We start from the raw sequence: 17,193 nt of genomic DNA on the forward strand, positions 1-17,193 counted from the left end.
CCGGGATCGACCGCCGTCCCTGACCGGGTACGCCACGATCGGGCGCCGGGGCATCGGGGAAGGCGAGGCGGCCACCGTGCGATGGCGCCGACGCGGGCGTGGGTTCGGTGCACATCGATGGATCCGGGCCCGCCATCGCGTTGGCACTCCGCGCCGTTGCGATCACCGGCAACGTCACCAACCTGAACGTCCGAGCCGCGCCCGTCCCGGGGCCGGTGGAGTGGCCGCTTCAGCGCGACCCCGTACCGGCGTTGACCTCGGCGTTCCAGGACCGTACCGGGTTGCGGGAGCGGATCGATCGGGCCCGGGCCGATCACGCGACGGTGGTGCTGTCCGGGGGGCGGGATGGGCAAGTCGCAGCTCGCCGCCGCCTACGCCCACCGGGCCCGCGCGGGGGGCGTGGACCTATCCTCGGGCGGCCCGAAGCAGACACATCCGGTCCCGGAGCGATGCCCACCACGATGGCGAGTGGGCATCGCTCAACCCCGTTCACCCGACAACCATGGCTACCTGTCGGGGCCGGCCGCTCGCGCGCTGCTCACGCGTCGGCGTCGATCGAAGTGTGGCCGAAGTGCGGTCAGTAGTCCCAGACGGCCGGTACGAAACGGAAGGCGTTGCCGTCGACCGCCACGTTGCAGACGGACGGGAACGGCAGGTGACTGGCCACCAGCAGCTCGCCGTTCGCGGCCAGCTCCGTCAGGAGACGGATCCGGACGCGGGTCGATTCCTCGGGGTCGTGGTCGAAGCCGTTCTGCCAGTCGGGGTGGTCGGACCCGCACTGGAACACGGCATCGCCGGCGAACGTCAGCCGGTCGCCGCCGGACTCCAGTCGGACGATGCTGTGGCCGGGGGTGTGACCGCCGGTGCGGCGGACGATGACACCCGGCGCCACCTCGTACTCCTTTTCGAACGGCTGCAACCGGCCGCGGAACACGTCCAGGAACCGCGAGGCGGTCGTTCGAAGCACGTCCGGCACCGGTGCGGGCATGACGGTTCGGGAGAAGTCGGGTGTTGCCCAGAACTCGGCCTCGGCCGCTGCCAGGTGGATCTTCAGGTCCGGGCGCAGCCGGCCCCTCAGCCCGTCGACGAGCAGCCCGCCGATGTGGTCCATGTGCAAGTGGGTGAGCACCACATCGGTCACGGAGGCGGGATCGATCCCGGCGGCGTCCAGTCGCATGGCCAACTGCCCGGCTCGCGGGAAGCCCGGGAACTCCGTCCCCAGCCCGGAATCGATCAGGACGGTCCGGCCGCCGCTGCGCACCACGGCCACATTCAGCGGCCAGTTGATCACCTGCGGCGGCAGGAACATGTCACCGAGCCAGCCCTCCAGGTCGGCCGTGGCGGCGTTGGTGGCCAACGTCACGGGGGCGATCGGCAGCACCCCGTCGCTGATCACCGTCACGTCGATGTCGCCGACCTTCAGCGCGTAGCGCGACGGAACCAATTCGTCCAACCCCGGTGCGTCGGGGCGTGCGATGTCGACCTGGCTCATGTTGTTCTCCTCTGGAAGAGCGTCAACCGAAGACCTCGACGGCGCGACGGGTCACACCGTTCGGTCACCCCCTATGACCGGGCAGTAGCCCGGTCTGTGACAGCACTGCCGTTGCGAGACCCCGCGACCCGACCGGCTCGGTGCCGAAGATTCCGGTGTGGAGCGAGGGGATCTTCGGGACGGCCGGGTGGAAGCCGCTTCGGGGCCGCTGTTACCTGGCATGGTGGCGGGCCGACTGTCGTCGTGTCGGTGGGAGTCGGGCGGTGGAATCCGTTGGTGGGCGGGAACCGGCGGGCAAGGGAGGGGATTTCCGGCGGAGTGCGGGCCGTGAGGGACGGTCCGGGAAGTGCCGGCAATGTAACGGCGCGTGCGGGGCGGTACCGATCCGCTGTGCGCGCCGGCATGTCGCCAGGGGTCCGGTGTGACGGGCAGAACCGAAAGGGGCGCCGGACAGCGGCCGTTCCGAGCCCGGTGGCCATGGGTCCGGCCCCGGTCGCGTAAGGGCCGGCTCATGGTGATCCACCGCGCCGGCGAGCGGGCACAGCGACCGTTGCCCTGTTGATACGGCCGGACAAAAGTCGCTCCAGTGCGCCGAGTTGCGCCGGTCATAAGGGGCCGAAAAGGGCGTGTCGAGCAGGTCTCGTTTCCTTACGTGACCATGTAACCGGTCTGCGACAGCGATGTCGTGGAACGACGACGCCCCTGGCCGCTCGCTTCACGGCCTCGCCATAGTGATCACGCAAGCACCGAGGAGCCGGAACCGATTCGGCTTCAACTGTCGGAGACCAAGGGGCATTTCATGTTCGGCAACCGTCGCAAGGCCGTTCTCGTTTCCGCAGCCCTCGTTGTCGGCGCCTCGTTGATGACGGCGTGCCAGGGCTCGGACTCGGACTCGGACGCCGCGAAGGGAGCTCCGGCGGTGCAGGGTTCCTCGCCCGTCACCTCGGCCGGCAACGCGGCCACCCCGCCCGGCTCGCCGACCACGGGGGGCAACCAGGGCGGCGGGAAGTCCTCCGCCGGACAGACCTCCGGCTCCGGCGGGCAGGCCGCGACCGGTACGACCGGCGGGGGCGGCTCCGCCGACGCCGGCAAGACCGCCAAGTGCCGCACCGACGACCTGAAGATCACCGCGATCGACGGCACCATCGGTGGCGACCGTGACAAGACCGTCGCGGTGACGTTCAAGAACAACGGCCGGGACTGCGCGATGACCGGGTACGCGGGCGTCGACCTGAAGACCAGCGCGGGGCCGCTGTCCGCGAAGCGCACCGGCGAGGAGGCCCCCTCGATCGTCCTCAAGAGCGGGACGTCGGTGTCCTTCGGCATCAACTACCCGGCCAATGAGTCGGGTGGCTCCGGCGTCGGCATCACCGGTCTCCAGGTGACCCCGCCCGGTGAGACGAAGACGGTCACCCTCCAGTGGCCGGGCGCCGCCACGCTGCCCGTCACGGACGGCGCCGGCTCCCCGGTGAAGGTCGGCCCGATCGGCAGCGCCGGCCAGGGCGGCTGACCCTCGGTACGACGGCAGCCCGGGCGTCATCACGCGGCCGGCGCCGGAGCTTCATGAAGTACTCTGCCTGAAGTAGTCTGGACGGAGTACTGCACATGGAGCGGTGACAATGGTGAGGCGAAACGACCAGCGGCGTGCCGCGCTCGTCGATGCGGCGATCGAGGTGCTGGCCAGGGAAGGTGCACGGGGACTGACCTTCCGGGCGGTGGACAACGAGGCCGCCGTGCCCGTCGGGACCGTGTCCAACTACTTCGTGAGCCGCGACGATCTGCTCACCCAGGCCGGCGCCCGCGTCTATGAGCGCCTCCAGCCCGACGAAGCCCTGATCGCCCGCCAACGGGCGGCCGGCCGCGACCGGGAAACCTACGCGGTGCTGATGCGTGAACTCGTCGGCCGTGTCGCCGCCTTCCGCACCGGCTACCTCGCGCTTCTCGAACTGCGCCTGGAGGCCACCCGTCGCCCCGAACTGCGCAGGGTGCTCACCGAGCGGGTCCGGGCCGACGTCGACGCCAACATCGAGTACCACGAAGCCTCCGGTCTCCCCGGCGACACCATGGCCGTCAAGCTGCTGATGCTGACCCTCAACTGGCTGATCGTCGAGCAGCTCACCCTCCCGGACGTCTTCACCGAGGCCGAGCGGGAAGAACTGGTCACCGCAGCGGTCGAGCGCATCGTGATCGAGCACCCCCACCAGGACCGGCCGGACCGGGCCTCCTGAGGGGAACGCGCCACAGCCACCGCGCTACAGCCACCACTGCGCACCGTCGTCGCAAGCGCCCGGCCGGCGACAGCACTCGTCGATGCGGCCGGGTCCCCATGGACACGGAGGAGCGTGTGATGACCGGTGTGGCGACCCGATACCTCTACCTGGTTCGGCACGGCGAGGCGTTGCCGGACGAGAGTGGGTTGACCGAGGGTGGGCGTCGGCAGGCCGTGCTCTTGGGGGAGCGCCTTCGGCGCATTCCCTTGGCTGTCGTTCACCACGGTCCGTTGGCACGGGCCGAGCAGACTGCCCGCCTGATCGGTGGGCACCTCCCGAACGTGCCGCTGCATGCCTCGGAAGTTGCCGGTGACTTCGTGCCGTACGTGCCGGGACGGGAAGAGCTTCCAGCGAAGGCCGCCGACTCCTGCCTCCGCTTTCTCGCCGATACCACCGACGAGGAACGGGAGCACGGGTTCGCGCTGGGCCGTCGGGCGTTGGATCTGTTCACCGGGCCGGTGGCCGGCGCGGTGGATCGGCACGAACTGGTCGTCACGCACAACTTCCTGATCGCCTGGCTGGTCCGGGATGCCATGCACGCGCCGAAGTGGCGTTGGATCGGCCTCGACCACGGCAACGCCGCACTCACGGTCATCCGCTACGCGCCCGGTCGGCCCGCTTCCGTCCTCATGGCCAACGACATGCGTCACCTGCCGCCCGAACTGCGCTGGACGGGCTTCGCTCCCGAGCTGCACATCTGAAAGCGTCCACATCCGAAAGTGCCGCACCCGGGCCGATGCCCGGTCGTGGGCGGAGGACGGCACCCGGGTGAAGTACCGCCTGCCGTCCGGCGGCTGGATCGAGATCGGCAACATTCACCGTCGGTCGGTGGTGACCCGGCTTCCGGACTCGTGGGTGCGGAAGGTGGCGCGGTAGGTGGTGGGTGGGACGCCGAGGTGGCGTTTGAACAGGGTGCGCAGGTTCACCGCTGTGCCCAGGCCGGAGCGGCGGGCCACGAACTCGACCGACTCGTCGGTGGATTCGAGGATTTCCCGGGCCCGGTCGAGGCGGGCCGTGAGCAACCACTGCATGGGAGGTTGCCCGGTCTCCTCGTGGAACCGTCGAATGAGCGTGCGGCGGGACAGGCCCGCCCGGCGGGCCAGGGCGTCGACGGTCAGCGGTTCGTCGAGCCGGCCCAGGGCCCAGGCACGTAGGTCGTCGAGTGGCCCACTCGGCCGGGGCAGGGCGGGGCGCTGGATGAACTGGGCCTGGCCGCCGCTGCGATGCGGTGCCGCGACCAGCTCTCGGGCCCGCCGGTTCGCGGCGGCGGCGCCGAAGTCGCGGCGGACGATGTGCAGGCACAGGTCGATGCCCGCGGCCACGCCGGCCGAGGTGAGGATGTCGCCCTCGTCGACGTAGAGCATGTGCGGTTCCACGGTCACCGCCGGGTAGCCCCGGGCCAGCGCGGCGGCGAACTCCCAATGGGTGGTCGCGCGCAGACCGTCGAGCAGACCGGCGGCCGCGAGTACGAAGGCCCCGGTGCAGATGGACACCATCCGGCTGCCGCGGCGCGAGGCCGCGGCCACGGCGTCGCACACCCGCCGCGAGGGCGGTCCGGCCCCGGCCTGGCCGGGCACGACGATGGTGTCGGCATGGGCGACTGCTTCCAGGCCGTGCTCGACGAGCAGTGCGGCGCCGCCGTGCACCGGCACGGGGCCGGGCGTCTCGGTGCACACCGTCGTGGCGTACGGGCCGTCCTGCCAGCTACCGAAGACCTGGAGCGGAATGCCGAAGTCCAGTGCGAGCACGTCCGGCAGTGCGAGCACGGCGACGTGGTGCGGGCGGGGCGAAGCAGACATGGCACAAACCTATCGAGTGATGGCGTTCGTGCCACTGTCGAAAGGCCGGCGGGCTTTCTACGGTGGCGCCATGACGACAGCGATTCCGCACCCGTATCCCGTCCTTCCGACCACGTCGACGGCCGTTCGCGCCATCGAGTACGTGCATGCCTGCGAGAGCGAGTCGGTGGCCAACCACAGTGTCCGCAGCTATCTCTTCGCGGCTTTGTTCGCCGAGCACGAGGGGCTGCGTCCGCAGGTGGACTTCGATCCGGAACTGCTGTTCCTCGCGTGCGTCCTGCACGATCTCGGCACCTCGCCCGGCGCGCCCGGGAAGCAGCGGTTCGAGGTCGAAGGGGCCGACCTGGCGGCCGAGTTCCTGAGCGGACACGGGGTCGCCGCCGCGCACGTGGACTCGGTGTGGGAGGCGATCGCGCTGCACACCTCGGCCGGCATCGCCGAACGCCGGGGCGTCCTCACCCACCTGACCAGGCGGGGTATCGGCCTGGACTTCGGACGCGACGCCGAGTTCGTCACCGATGCGCAGGGGCAGGCCATCCACGCGCGATACCCGCGGCTGCGGATGGCCCCCACGTTGACGGACGAGATCGTCCGCCATGCCGAGCGCGGAGCCGGGAACGCCCCGCGCTACACCCTTGCCGGGGAACTGGTCCGCGAACGCCGGGAGACGGGGCTGACCGACATGGAGCGGCAGGCGGCGGCGGCCCGGTGGGGCGAGTGACCGGTCCCGGCCGGGCCCGCCGCCCGGGTGACGGCGGGTGGCCGGTCGGTCGTTTCGCCCGATCCGGGCTACGAGTGGGCCTGGCGGGCGGGGGCGATGGCGATCGAGATGTTGAAGTCCACCGGGCCCAGGACCCCGTACAGGCGCAGCCACAGCGGCATCAGCTGTTCCGTCGCGCGGGCGCTGGACAGGTCGCCGAGGTCGATGATCCGGTCGGACGTCCAGCCGAAGGAGCCCAGCAGGGTCGCCACCTCGGCCTTGGCGGCGTCGTCGTTGCCGCTGAGGAAGACGTTGTGATGGCCGGGGACCAGGCCGGGTTCGACCATGACCGTGTTGTTCATCGTGTTGAGGGTCTTGACGACCCGGGTCTCGGGGAACGCCTTTTGCAGTTGTTCGGCGAGGCTGCCGCCGTCCGGAGTGAGGACCTTGGGCGGGAACCCCTGGGAGAAGTCCAGCGCGTTGGACACGTCGACGAGCACCTTGCCGCGCAGGTTGTCGGCACCCGCCGCCTCCAACACGGCCAGTGAGACCAGGCCGCCGGTCGCGTTCACCACGAGTTCGGCGGCGCCGGCCGCGTCGGCGAAGGTGCCGTGGGCGCCGCCGTTGTCCGCGGCCCACTGCTTGGCCTCGGCGTTGTCCGCCGTCCTGGAGCCGAGCGTGACCTGATGACCCAGCGCGGCGAGCTTGCCGGCGAGCCGTCGCCCGACCTCACCCGTGCCCAGTACGCCGATCCTCATGTGCTGTTCCCCCTCGTACCAAAAACACCGAACGACCACCGCAGCCGGTGTGGTGGTCGGCCGGTTTCGTTCGACCGATTGATGTACGTGACCGTAGGTCGGTACGGTCCCGGGCGGAAGTACGCACTATTTGGTACCTGTACCGGGGGGCCCGATGGAACCGGACGTGTTCGACCCGAACTGCGGCTCACGGGAGGTGCTCGGCCTGATCGCCGACAAGTGGAGCGCGCTGATCCTGTACGCACTGCGCGGCGGCACCCTCCGACACGCCGAACTGCACCGCGCCATCGGCGGGATCAGCCAGAAGATGCTCACCCAGACCCTGCGCTCCCTGGAGGCCGACGGCCTCGTCCGACGTGTCGCGCTCCCCGTCGTACCGCCACACGTCGAGTACTCGCTCACCACCCTCGGCCAGTCCTTGTCCCCACTGCTGACCGAGCTGTGCCGATGGGCCGAGACCAACCTCACCGAGGTACGGGCCGCGCGGGCCGGCGGCACGCTCGGGGTGTAGCGGTGAGGGCGGTGTGGAACGCGGCCGGGTACCGGGCCGAGGGGCCGGTGTACGGGTTGCCCGGTTGCCGGACGAGCAGAACGCCCGGACTCGCGGGCCGCCCAGGCGAAACGCTCGACCGGGAACCCCCGGTCGAGCGTCCGTGCCCTGGCGCGCGCGCCGCTCCGTCGGGACGTTGCGGATACTTGGCTGCCGGTCAGCTTGCCGGGTATGTACCGACACAGGAATACGAGTTGGAGTAGAGAAGGTCGCCGACGCACACACGACCGCGGTACCCATCGCCGTTGTAGTACCAGCCCGTCGAGTTCGAGGGGTTCGTGTGCACATCGCCGATCCGGGTCCAGGGACCGTTGTTCACGCTGCGCTCCAGCCATCCCTTGCAGGGCAGCCCCCGAGTGCTCGTGGGCAGGAAGAACGAGCCCCGCACGTACAGGGAGCCCAGGCTCTGGTCCTGTCCTACGACCACCACCCCGTGACAGTCGGCGAATTCGGTATCGGTCGCCGGCACAGGACCCAACTCGACGATGACACCGTCCGCGTGAACACCTCCGGCGGCGCCCGCAGCGGATACGCCACCCGAACCGGCGACCAACGCGGTGGCTGCGACCACCGTTGCCGTGAGCGCGCGAATGCTGGTCTTCATCGTTTCTCCTCTATGGCCGGGCCATGACGTCACTGCGGCGCCTCGGGGCCGTCGCGACGTCCGGAAGATCACGTGCAAGAAGATCAAAGCGCAGCCAAGGAGTTGGTTGAAGCGAGTAACCGGCCATTTGCCGGCGCAATCGGATCTTGTCGGGCCCGGCTTGTCGTTCGGCGCGTGGGGCGATCGGGGCGCCGACCGCGCGCACCAGGGTCGTGTTCGGCCCGGTGCCCGGGTGGCTCAGCCCAGTTGGGTGTAGCGGGTGAGGGAGGTGTGGAAGGCGGTGGGGTGGACGGCCAAGGGGTCGGTGTAGGGGTTGCGTAGTTGGATGACGAAGAGGATGCCGAAGGCGACGATCGCGCCGACGAAGGCCAGGGCGACGATGTGGCGGACGTCCGTGGTGGGGCCGACCAGGGCCGGGAAGACGATGGCGAAGATGCCGGCGACGATCATCGCCACCGGGAGCACGATCGGGGTCATGGAGGCCGGGTCGGCGAGGCGTACATGGCGTTTGACGTAGAGGTCGGCCATCGCCGCCCGGGTGTCGGCGGCCTGGTCGCGCTCCGTGACCGAGGCGGCGGCGACGCGGGCCGTGATCAGGTCGAGTTGGCGCCACGCGAGCGGGGAGTCGCGCTTGTCGGCCATCGCCGACCATTCCTTGTCGATCACCGTGCGGGTGTAGTCGCGCAGCCCGGCGCGCACCGCCTCCCGGTCGGGCGCCGCCAGCCCTCCGGCCGCCGCGTAGGTCCTGGTCAGCACCCGGGCCTCGTCGCTCGCGTGTTGGCGGACCGTGGACTGGAGTTCCCACGCGCCGACGATCTGGAAGCTGGTCAGCAACACGAAGGAGGACAACACCGCGCCGCCGCAGAAGGACAACAGTTGACCGTCGAAGCCGCCGGTCTTGGTGTTCTCGCCGCGACTGAGCAGGACGAGGGCGCCGGCCGCGATGCCGGCGCCGAGCAGGGCGCCGAGAATCCAGATGATCACGGGCGCACTCCTCGCCGGGCGGGATGGGGCAGCAGTGCCGCGAGCGCGGCGGGCAGGATCGACACGATCAGGGCCGGCCCGATCCCGTCGGCGAAGCCCGGGTGCGCCGCGTCGTCCTCGGGTGGGGCGCCGGCGATACGCAACGGCCGTGGGGCGGGCGGCCGTTCGGCTGCCGACGCGGGGGCCCTCGGCGGTGCGGGCAGCGCGTCCAGGACCGCGAAGGTGTACGGCCGGGCGGCCGCGGCCCGAGGCGGCCGGGGTGCGGGTGGGGCGACGGCGGCCGGCTCCGTCGTCTTGGTCACCGGCGGTGTGGGAGCCGGCGGCCGGGGTCGCGGCGGCCGGGCGGCGGGTGGCGTCGGCGGCGCCCCGGGCGAGCAGCCGCAGCCGGGCCGCACGGTCACCGCGACGTGGTCGCCGATCCGGACCGAGGTGAGCACCCCGGGGTGGTGCACCACATGCACCCGGCCGGTGTCCACCTCCGTGCGTGGGCCGACCGGCCCGGCCGGTCCGGTCTCCACCGTCACCGTGATGCGTTCGTCGGCGAAGGCTTCGCCGCACGCGCCCAGGACCGGCAGGCCCAGCGCCGCCACCAACAGACACCGAGACGCGTGTCGAGCCGTGCATCGAGCCGCATTCCGCGCTGCACGCCGAGGGTTGCCCATGACATCAGGGTGACGACGACGGGCCCTTTCGCTCGGACGAATGCCTCGAAACCCCCCTTTCGAGTGATCGGCCGCAGGGTGGTCGGATCGGGCCGGGCACCGAAAAGGCAGCCCCGGCCTGAGCCGGGAGCCGCCTTCGGGTGTCGTCGCGCGGGGCGTCGGCCCGTGCAGCACGCCCGGCCGGCACCGGCGGAGCCGACCGATGGTGCCCGGTGGGTGCGGGCGGACCTGCGTTCGACTTCGCTGCTGTGCGTGCGGCGGGATTGGTCACGGTGACGGTGACGGGGGTGTGGGCGGGTCGTGTGCTGTGTGCTTTTGGTCCGGGGTGAGTGGTGGTCGGGGGGCCGGGAACGGGGGTTGGCCGCAGTTGCTCCGGCCGAGGAGGCAGAGGGTGGTGGATGGCGGGTCGGTCGGGCGGGGGGAAGGGTGTGGGCGCGCAGGTGTGGTGGGTTTCGGGACGGTGGCCTCGTTCGGGGTGGGGATGGTCGGTGGGGCGGGTTTCGTGGGAGGGGTCGGCGCCCACGTGGGGGTGGCGAGGATTTCGGTGAGGGGTCGGCGTAGGACGTTGCCGACGACGAGTCGGCGGTGGCTCGGGCCGGTTGCGACGTCGCCATTGGCCAGGATGGTGGGGGAAGTCGGCGACTGTGTGAGGGAGTTGGTTGTCTCGGGCGGGGCTTGGAGTCGGTCGATGTCGATGCGGTCCGGGCGGATGCCGAGGAGGAGGAGTTCGGCTCGGGCGGCGCCGATGCGTTGGTCGGGGATTGTTTCCACGATGTCGACCCGCAGGGGGATGTGCAGTCCGAGTGCGGTGGCGATGTTGGTTCGGGTGCGGAGGTGGCTGCCGGGGTGATGGGTGATGGCCTCGTGTTGAACGGGGTCGTCGGAGTACCACCGGGTGGCGAGGCGGACGCGTTCGTGGGTGAACAGGGTCCATTGGCAGCGGTTGATGTGGACGAGGTCGGTGACGACCTCGATGTCCAGGCGGGCGCGGATCGCGTGGCACAGGATTTCGCCGAAGGCGGGATGGGTGGTGGGCTCGCCACCGGCGAAGCGCACTGATTCGGCCCCGAGTTCGGTCGCTTCGGTGAGGAGTCGGCACCAGGAATCCGGGGGCGTGGTGGGCGAGTGGCCGGCCGGGCACGGGGGCCGGCACGGGTTGGTGAGTTCGAGTGCGATGTGCGTGATGTGGTGCATGGGTGACTGCCGTGCGGCGGTGATGATCAAGGGGGATGGCTCCGAGCGGGGCGGTCTGCTGGTTCGGTTCAGGACCCGAGGGTTTGGGCTGCCGCTCTGATCGCGCTGCGGACGTCGCGCAGCGTGCAGGAGGGCTGTTCGTGATCCACGGGCGCGACGAGCCAGATGAGGGCGTCGGTGCTTCGGGTGTTCGGGTGCGGGATGGTGATCCAGCAGCCTCGGCCGTGGTGGCGTGGGCCGGATCTTTGTTCGCGGGGCGGCAGCGTGTGGGTGGGTTCGGGCGGGATCAGGAAGCCGATACGGCGGTAGCGGCGGTCCAGGATGATCGGGCCCGGGGTGACCTGTCGGGTGCGCAGGACGTCGAGGGTGGCCCGGCCGAGGGATTCGCCCACCTCGATGACGTCGAACGTCTCGCCGGCGGCGACCAGGTAGGGGGCGTGGGGGTTGCGGTTCGGGAATGCGTGGGGCTCCACCCGGACGGGTTTCAGTAGTGGGCTCATGACGAACTGCCTTTGTTCATTGTTGAGTTGCTGTTCTTGAGGGCTGCCCTTCTCCCGCTGTGACGGGAGTGAGCCCGGCCCCGGGACGTGCGTGTGCCGCGCATGGGTGATGCGAGACGGCGTTGTGGGTCGGGGTGGACGCCCGTTGTCAGAAGAGTCCGGCCTGTGTTGGTTGTGGGCGGCGGCGGGCGGGTGCTTCGCCGACCTGGATCCAGGCGGACACGAGCTTGCCGGTGGGCGTGCGGGTCCAGGTGAATCCGGCTGCGTCGAGGCAGACCATGGCCAGTCCGCGGCCGTGTTGTGCGTCCGGGGGGATGTCCGCCAGGTTGGACAGGGGTGGGCAGGGTGAGGGGTGGTAGTCCCAGACGGCGATGTCGAGCCGCCCGCCGCTCAGGGTCAGGACAAGCGTGAACTCCGCCCGGACGGCATGCCCTTTGGCGTGCCGCACCGCGTTGGTGGCCAACTCGCTGGCTATGAGCCGTGCCGAGTCGACGATCGGCGAGGGGAACCCGAGGTCGACACAGAAGCTCCGTACGCAGTCGCGCACATGCTTCACTGACGTGGCCGAGATGGGGAAATCCTGTTTGAGGGTGCTTGAAGGCATGGCAGCTCCCGAATGTTGCCGCGGGATATAGCGACTTGCTTCGCTCCGCGTAGAGACGCGTACTGCTGGACGACAGTGGCGGCAAGAGGCCGTACGCGGCCTCCCGTAGGTGGGGAGGCGGCGCCTGGGCGTGTAGCCGCACGCATCACGACCACTTGCAGCAATCAAGCGATTGCTGTTCGTGTCTTGAGTGCTACCTTCCTCGCTCCCATGCAAGTCGTCAAGTTGTATGGGATTTCTGCAAGTGATCACCCTGCGGTCGGTGTCAGGGAGCAGACTGTGTGCGAAGGAGGTGTGATGATCGCTGAGGAGTCGCAGCGTGAACTCGCGAGACTGCTGAGGTGCTTGCGTGAAGCGACGCAGATGACGATGCGCTCGGCCGGAGCCCGGATCGGCATGTCCGAGTCCACGATGAGCCGCGCCGAAACGGCGAAGCGCACGCTGGAGCTTGACGAGGTGGAAGCCCTCCTCGCTCTCTATGGAGCAAGTCCTGAGGACAGGGAGACGGCGCTCGCGCTGCTCGCGTCCTCGGAGCGGGACGTCTTGGCGTGGCTGGAGCCATACGCGGGGAGAATGACTGAGGAGTACGCCGAATACGCTCGTCTCGAGTCGCTTGCGACCGGTATCACCGAATACAGTCCGATGGTGATTCCGGGTCTGGCGCAGACCGAAAAGTACGCCCGCGCCGTAACCGAAAGCACGTCCGGGTTCGGAGACGAACTGGTTGAGATGCTTGTCGAGATCCGCATGCGTCGCCAGCAGCGACTCGCTGAGGAGCCGTCGCCGACGGTGCTGTGGATCATCACTGAAGCATGCTTGCGCATCGACGTCGGAGGCCCGTACGTCATGCAAGGACAGCTTCGAAATCTCGTTGATCTCGCGGAGCGACCCATCATCACCGCTTGCGTGGTCCCCTTCACTACGGCTGTACGGGCGGCAATCCAAAGTGGATTCGCGCTGTTCGACTACTCGGGTGCACGTGATCGAAGCGTCGTCTGCGACAGCAGCTCCGTAGCCTCGGCGGTCGCTACCGAAGAGGCAGCGTATGTGAACCGAGCACGTGGCCTCATCCGACGATTGCTGCATGCGGGCCTTGACGAGCAAAACTCAATCGAAATGATCGAGGATTATAAATCATGGTGGTCAAAACGTTGAAAATACGGTCGCAGACCTTGTCTTGGCGAAAGTCATCGCGAAGCACTCAGGATCATGCTTGCGTCGAGGCTGCCGCCGATGCAGCCGCGGCCTTCGCGCGTGACTCGAAGCTTGCCGAAAGTCCCGAGTTGGCCTTCGAGCACAGCTCCTGGGAGTTCTTCCTCAGCGCGATGAAGTAGTTCCGGAGTGCGGCGAGGTCCCTCCTTCGGGAGGGGCTTCCCGCTTCACGCAATTGCACGACCTCGGTTGAGTCGGTGCAGCCCAAGGCAGTTGCCGAAGGTGGCGTTTCGGATCAACGCGCGTGACCTTTGAACGAGTGGATTCGGTGTATGCGTCGCCTCGTCCAGCGCTTGAGTCATGCACCTCCGAACGTCGAGGATTCATCTGAAGGCATCGATGAATACACCGGAGGGAACATGATCGAGAACACCGGTTGTCTGAGTGGCGCAAGTCCTCGTACAGCCAGAGCGACGGTTCGTGTCTTGAAGTTTGCCCGCTGGCGGCTGATGTCGCGGCCAGGGACTCCAAGTTGGCCGAAAGCCCGGTGATTTCCTTCGGCCGACGACAGTGGACCGACTTCGTGCGCTCGGTGACGCGAGTGGCGTGACGCAGTTCTCTCCGGAGTAGGCCGAAAGTCCTCTGGGCTCCGGAGGCACGGGTGTGGGTTGCCCTGGGGGGCGCTTCGGTCTTGGCGGCTGTGGGAGGTCGGGTGCGTCGGCGCCGTGCACGCGGCGAACGCAGCGAGAGAGCAGGTCCGTTCGGGCTATCCGGTTCTCGGCGAGGCGCTTACTCGGCCGGCTCGTTCGGCCGTCGTCTGATGGTTGCGGGAGCGATCTCGTTCTCCGGGTGGCCGATGTGGCCGATCTCCTCGGCCGGGTACGGGGTTTCCCTGCTCTCGTTTCCGAGTTTGCGGAAGAAGTCCGCCATCAGAACGGTGAGCGGCGCATCGCGGGTGAGGATTGCCGTGGCCACCTTCGGGGCCCCCGTGGGGCGTTCGCCTTCGGCGTATGCGCGCACCTGGGCCTCGCGCTTGTCTCGGTCGTGTCCGTACAGGGCGGTGACCAGCCAGTTCACCAGGTATGAGGTGGTGTAACAGCGGTCGTAGGTCTGATGCCGGTCGAAGAAGTCGACCTCGTCGCCCGACAGTTCGAACCGAGAGGAGAGCGCAAGGCCGTAGTCCGTGAAGAACAGGCGCCGGCCGTCGGTCAGGATGTTCTCGAAGTGGGCGTCGAAGTGCAGGAGGCCGCGGCTGTTCATGAACGAGGTTCCGGCCTTCAGTTCCCGCTCCACCATCGTGCAGGCCCGGTCGGCGGTCCCGCCGCCGATGTCCAGTTGCCGGCCCAGCCACTGGTGCAGGTTCCGGGGGATGTACTCCAGAAACAGTGCGACGCTCGCCGACGAGTCTCGGAGGGCCTCGATGCGGTGGCGCACCTGCGACCCACCGCCCCAATAGGCGACCGCCCCTTCGACGTCCGCCAGTTCCTCGGGCAGCGGGGTCGAGTCCGGCAGTACCCGCCAGTGGTACAGCAGCGGAAAGCCCTCGTATTCGCCCGCGAGCGCCCAGTTCGTCGTCATGGTGTGTGTGGCGAGTTCCCGCCAGACGCCGAAGCCCGGGCCGCCGATGCCGTACTGACAAAAGACCGGCAATCCGAACACGTTCGCCGTGGACCGCACGCCGTCCGGTTCCCGCTCCGGATCGGTGAGGGGCACCCGCTTCACGAAGACCGGGGTTCCGTCGATCCCCAGCAGCGCCGACTTGCCGCCGATACCGCAACCGAGCGGCTGGGCCGACTCCACAAGGCTGCCCAGGGTGTGGTCATCGCACCGGGCCAGGGCCGTGGAGACGGCGTTGTGGGCGGCCAGACGTACATCGCGCGACATTTCGAGGGATTTCACCGCTGCCTCCGTCCGGGACCAACGAAGCCACCACGCTGTCTCACGGAAGGTGGTCCGTCCAGCTCGGTGTCTCGGGCGAAGGCGGTCGGCGCGGCCGGGTCCTGCTGGTCTGGCCGGGGGTGCCGGCCGCGCTCGCGGTGGGTGCCGCGCAGGCGTCGGGGCTCGGACGAGGGGTTCTCGATGCCCGGGGACCGAGTCGCAGAAGGCGTTCGATCTCATGGAGGAGCGATTTCCCGGAACGGCCGCGGACGGCGCCACCCCCCCCGGGTCGTATTCGTCGCCCCAGGCGGGCAAAAGGTGGCCACCGGCGACCTGCGCAAGGCCGTCGACAACGCGGTGGGTCGCTGCATGACGGACCGCAAGTGGCCGCTGTCGCAGACCCGTTCGAGTCGAAGGCGATCAGCAAGGAAGGTTCGGCCGCATACGCGACCGTCACCTACGAGGTGGAGCCTGGAGACCGCCGACGTCGCCGACGCCATTCGCGCGGCGGTGGACAGGGCGGCCGAGCAGGTGCGAGTGCCGGGCCTGACGGTGGAAACCGGCGGGTCGGCGATGGACGACGGCGGCGGGCCCGGCGGGGTCGCGGAGATCGTCGGTCCCTCGGCGCCGGCGGTCGGGCGGCGGTGGGCCGTGGTGCGGTCGGGCACCCGAATCCGGGAGGCACGGTCACCGATGCATGGTCGCCGAGCCGGACGGAGGTGACCACTCCCGGCTGGTACACCACATGTACCCGGCCGGCGTGCCGCGCCGGGGTTCCGCCCGCGCCCGCTCCCGCTCCCGAGCGGGCCGCCCGTGGACCGTCGCCAGTGTTCCGCCGCACGGACGAGGGCGACCCCCGCGGTGCGGGAGTCGCCCTCGTCCGGGGATCGGGGGCGTCAGCCCTTGTCGAGCACGTCCGCGGCGATCAGGTCCTCCAGGTAGCGGTCGTCCCACCAGTTGAGCTGGAGCGACTTGGCCCGGCGGAAGTAGAGCTGTACGTCGCACTCCAGGGTGAAGCCCATGCCGCCGTGCACGTGCACCGCCAGGTCGGTGACCTCGCGGTAGGTGCGCGCCGCGAAGAGCTTGGCCATCGGGGCCAGGCGCGCGGTGTCGCGGCCCTTGTCCCGGGACCAGGCGGCCTCCCAGACCAGCGTCTCGGCGCCGTCCACGGCGGTCGAGGCGTCGGCCAGGTTGTGTGCGATCGCCTGGAACGCGCCGAGCGGCTTGTCGAACTGCTTGCGGTGCTTGGCGTATTCGACGGTGATCTCCAGGGCGCGCTTGGCGCCGCCCACGGCCTGGGCCGCGAGCAGGATCAGGCCGTCGTGCAGCACGTCCGACCAGACCGGCCAGCCGGCACCGGCCGTGCCGACCAATTCGCCGCGCACGTCCGCCAGGTCGACCCGGTACTGGGTGTCCGAGGCGATCGTGGTCTGCTGGGTCAGGGTGACCCCGGCCGCCTTCGGGTCGACCAGGAACAGCGAGACGCCCTGGGCCGGATCGCCCGGGGTGCCCGCGGTGCCGGTCCGGGCGAGCACGAGCAGCACGTCGGCCGCCGCCGCGTACGCGACGTGCCGCTTGGTGCCGGACAGCAGGTATCCGTCACCGTCCGCGCGGGCCGCCAGCGCGACGCCCTTGCCGCTGTAGCCTCGGTCCGGCTCCAGCCACGCCACGCTCGCGATGGTGGTGCCGGCGGCGATGCCGGGCAGGTACTGCTGCCGCTGGTCGTCGGATGCGGCCGCGGCGAGTACGCCGCCGACCAGCACCGAGCTGACGAAGTGCGGAGTCGGCGCGAGCGAACGGCCGAACTCCTCGTAGACCACGGCCGCGTCGAGCGTGGTCATCTCCGACCCGCCCCACTTCTCGGGCAGCGTCAGGCCGGTCAGACCGGACTCGCCGAGCTTCTTCCAGAAGTCCTTGGGGTACCCGACCGGGTCGTTCTCCAGCTCGCGAACGACGGAGAGGTCGGCGTGCCGGGCCGTCAGGCCGCGCACGGTCTCCCGGAGGATGTCCTGTTCCTGGGTGAAATCGAGGTCCATCGCGCGTCTC

19 protein-coding genes are annotated in these 17,193 nt (G+C 69.6%); 9 read left to right on the forward strand and 10 right to left on the reverse strand.

What is annotated here, in order from left to right; all coding sequences use genetic code 11:
* Positions 1 to 577: 577 nt before the first annotated feature.
* Complete coding sequence (locus ABZ374_RS42260; RefSeq protein ID WP_360322768.1) at positions 578 to 1,492, reverse strand: MBL fold metallo-hydrolase; 915 nt, start codon at positions 1,490 to 1,492, stop codon at positions 578 to 580.
* Positions 1,493 to 2,291: 799 nt separating this feature from the next.
* Here ABZ374_RS42260 and ABZ374_RS42265 point away from each other — a divergent pair.
* From ABZ374_RS42265 to ABZ374_RS42275, 3 genes are all read left to right on the forward strand, one after another.
* The gene (locus tag ABZ374_RS42265; RefSeq protein ID WP_360322770.1) at positions 2,292 to 3,002 is read left to right on the forward strand and encodes a DUF4232 domain-containing protein; all 711 of its coding nucleotides are present in this window, start codon (positions 2,292 to 2,294) and stop codon (positions 3,000 to 3,002) included.
* Between the two features lie 109 nt (positions 3,003 to 3,111).
* Complete coding sequence (locus ABZ374_RS42270; protein WP_360322771.1) at positions 3,112 to 3,720, forward strand: TetR family transcriptional regulator; 609 nt, start codon at positions 3,112 to 3,114, stop codon at positions 3,718 to 3,720.
* Between the two features lie 119 nt (positions 3,721 to 3,839).
* The gene (locus ABZ374_RS42275) at positions 3,840 to 4,463 is read left to right on the forward strand and encodes a histidine phosphatase family protein (RefSeq protein ID WP_360322772.1); all 624 of its coding nucleotides are present in this window, start codon (positions 3,840 to 3,842) and stop codon (positions 4,461 to 4,463) included.
* A 114-nt stretch (positions 4,464 to 4,577) separates the two neighbouring features.
* On the opposite strand, the gene ABZ374_RS42280 is transcribed toward ABZ374_RS42275, so the two are convergent.
* Positions 4,578 to 5,561: a helix-turn-helix domain-containing protein gene (locus ABZ374_RS42280; RefSeq protein WP_360322774.1), complete on the reverse strand. Its 984-nt coding sequence runs from the start codon at positions 5,559 to 5,561 to the stop codon at positions 4,578 to 4,580.
* Positions 5,562 to 5,631: 70 nt separating this feature from the next.
* Here ABZ374_RS42280 and ABZ374_RS42285 point away from each other — a divergent pair, with 70 nt between their 5' ends.
* The gene (locus ABZ374_RS42285; RefSeq protein WP_360322776.1) at positions 5,632 to 6,282 is read left to right on the forward strand and encodes an HD domain-containing protein; all 651 of its coding nucleotides are present in this window, start codon (positions 5,632 to 5,634) and stop codon (positions 6,280 to 6,282) included.
* Between the two features lie 68 nt (positions 6,283 to 6,350).
* On the opposite strand, the gene ABZ374_RS42290 is transcribed toward ABZ374_RS42285, so the two are convergent.
* Positions 6,351 to 7,019, reverse strand: a complete 669-nt coding sequence (locus ABZ374_RS42290; protein ID WP_360322778.1) for an NAD(P)-binding domain-containing protein — start codon at positions 7,017 to 7,019, stop codon at positions 6,351 to 6,353.
* A 154-nt stretch (positions 7,020 to 7,173) separates the two neighbouring features.
* On the opposite strand from ABZ374_RS42290, the gene ABZ374_RS42295 reads away from it, so the two are divergent.
* Complete coding sequence (locus ABZ374_RS42295) at positions 7,174 to 7,530, forward strand: helix-turn-helix domain-containing protein (RefSeq protein ID WP_360322780.1); 357 nt, start codon at positions 7,174 to 7,176, stop codon at positions 7,528 to 7,530.
* A 196-nt stretch (positions 7,531 to 7,726) separates the two neighbouring features.
* On the opposite strand, the gene ABZ374_RS42300 is transcribed toward ABZ374_RS42295, so the two are convergent.
* The 3 genes from ABZ374_RS42300 to ABZ374_RS42310 form a co-directional block, all read right to left on the reverse strand.
* A complete protein-coding gene (locus tag ABZ374_RS42300) occupies positions 7,727 to 8,173 on the reverse strand; it encodes a hypothetical protein (protein WP_360322782.1) in 447 nt (148 codons plus the stop codon).
* A 237-nt stretch (positions 8,174 to 8,410) separates the two neighbouring features.
* A complete protein-coding gene (locus tag ABZ374_RS42305) occupies positions 8,411 to 9,157 on the reverse strand; it encodes a hypothetical protein (RefSeq protein ID WP_360322784.1) in 747 nt (248 codons plus the stop codon).
* Positions 9,154 to 9,747, reverse strand: a complete 594-nt coding sequence (locus tag ABZ374_RS42310; RefSeq protein ID WP_360322786.1) for a hypothetical protein — start codon at positions 9,745 to 9,747, stop codon at positions 9,154 to 9,156. The genes ABZ374_RS42305 and ABZ374_RS42310 overlap by 4 nt, the downstream gene beginning before the upstream one ends.
* A 747-nt stretch (positions 9,748 to 10,494) precedes the next feature.
* On the opposite strand from ABZ374_RS42310, the gene ABZ374_RS42315 reads away from it, so the two are divergent.
* Positions 10,495 to 10,878, forward strand: coding sequence for a hypothetical protein (locus ABZ374_RS42315; protein ID WP_360322788.1), 384 nt, complete (start codon positions 10,495 to 10,497; stop codon positions 10,876 to 10,878).
* A gap of 203 nt (positions 10,879 to 11,081) precedes the next feature.
* Here ABZ374_RS42315 and ABZ374_RS42320 read toward each other — a convergent pair whose 3' ends face one another.
* The gene (locus ABZ374_RS42320; RefSeq protein WP_360322790.1) at positions 11,082 to 11,513 is read right to left on the reverse strand and encodes a hypothetical protein; all 432 of its coding nucleotides are present in this window, start codon (positions 11,511 to 11,513) and stop codon (positions 11,082 to 11,084) included.
* 148 nt (positions 11,514 to 11,661) lie between these two features.
* A complete protein-coding gene (locus ABZ374_RS42325) occupies positions 11,662 to 12,117 on the reverse strand; it encodes an ATP-binding protein (RefSeq protein WP_360322792.1) in 456 nt (151 codons plus the stop codon).
* A 297-nt stretch (positions 12,118 to 12,414) separates the two neighbouring features.
* Between ABZ374_RS42325 and ABZ374_RS42330 the strand changes: the two genes are divergently transcribed.
* The 3 genes from ABZ374_RS42330 to ABZ374_RS42340 all read left to right on the forward strand — a co-directional run bounded on the left by ABZ374_RS42330 (position 12,415) and on the right by ABZ374_RS42340 (position 13,879).
* A complete protein-coding gene (locus tag ABZ374_RS42330) occupies positions 12,415 to 13,272 on the forward strand; it encodes a helix-turn-helix transcriptional regulator (protein WP_360322794.1) in 858 nt (285 codons plus the stop codon).
* Entirely contained in the window at positions 13,254 to 13,451 is a 198-nt protein-coding gene (locus ABZ374_RS42335) for a DUF397 domain-containing protein (RefSeq protein WP_360322796.1), read from the forward strand. Before ABZ374_RS42330 ends, ABZ374_RS42335 begins: the two co-directional genes overlap by 19 nt.
* A gap of 254 nt (positions 13,452 to 13,705) precedes the next feature.
* Positions 13,706 to 13,879 (forward strand): DUF397 domain-containing protein, encoded by a 174-nt coding sequence (locus tag ABZ374_RS42340; RefSeq protein WP_360322798.1) that lies wholly within the window; start codon positions 13,706 to 13,708, stop codon positions 13,877 to 13,879.
* Between the two features lie 179 nt (positions 13,880 to 14,058).
* Here the strand turns inward: ABZ374_RS42340 and ABZ374_RS42345 are convergent, their stop codons facing one another.
* A complete protein-coding gene (locus tag ABZ374_RS42345) occupies positions 14,059 to 15,153 on the reverse strand; it encodes a protein kinase family protein (protein WP_360322839.1) in 1,095 nt (364 codons plus the stop codon).
* 890 nt (positions 15,154 to 16,043) lie between these two features.
* Positions 16,044 to 17,183 (reverse strand): acyl-CoA dehydrogenase family protein, encoded by a 1,140-nt coding sequence (locus ABZ374_RS42350; protein ID WP_360322800.1) that lies wholly within the window; start codon positions 17,181 to 17,183, stop codon positions 16,044 to 16,046.
* Positions 17,184 to 17,193 lie beyond the last annotated feature (10 nt).

Origin of the sequence: Embleya sp. NPDC005971, assembly GCF_040629175.1 — a bacterium.
GTDB lineage: Bacteria > Actinomycetota > Actinomycetes > Streptomycetales > Streptomycetaceae > Embleya.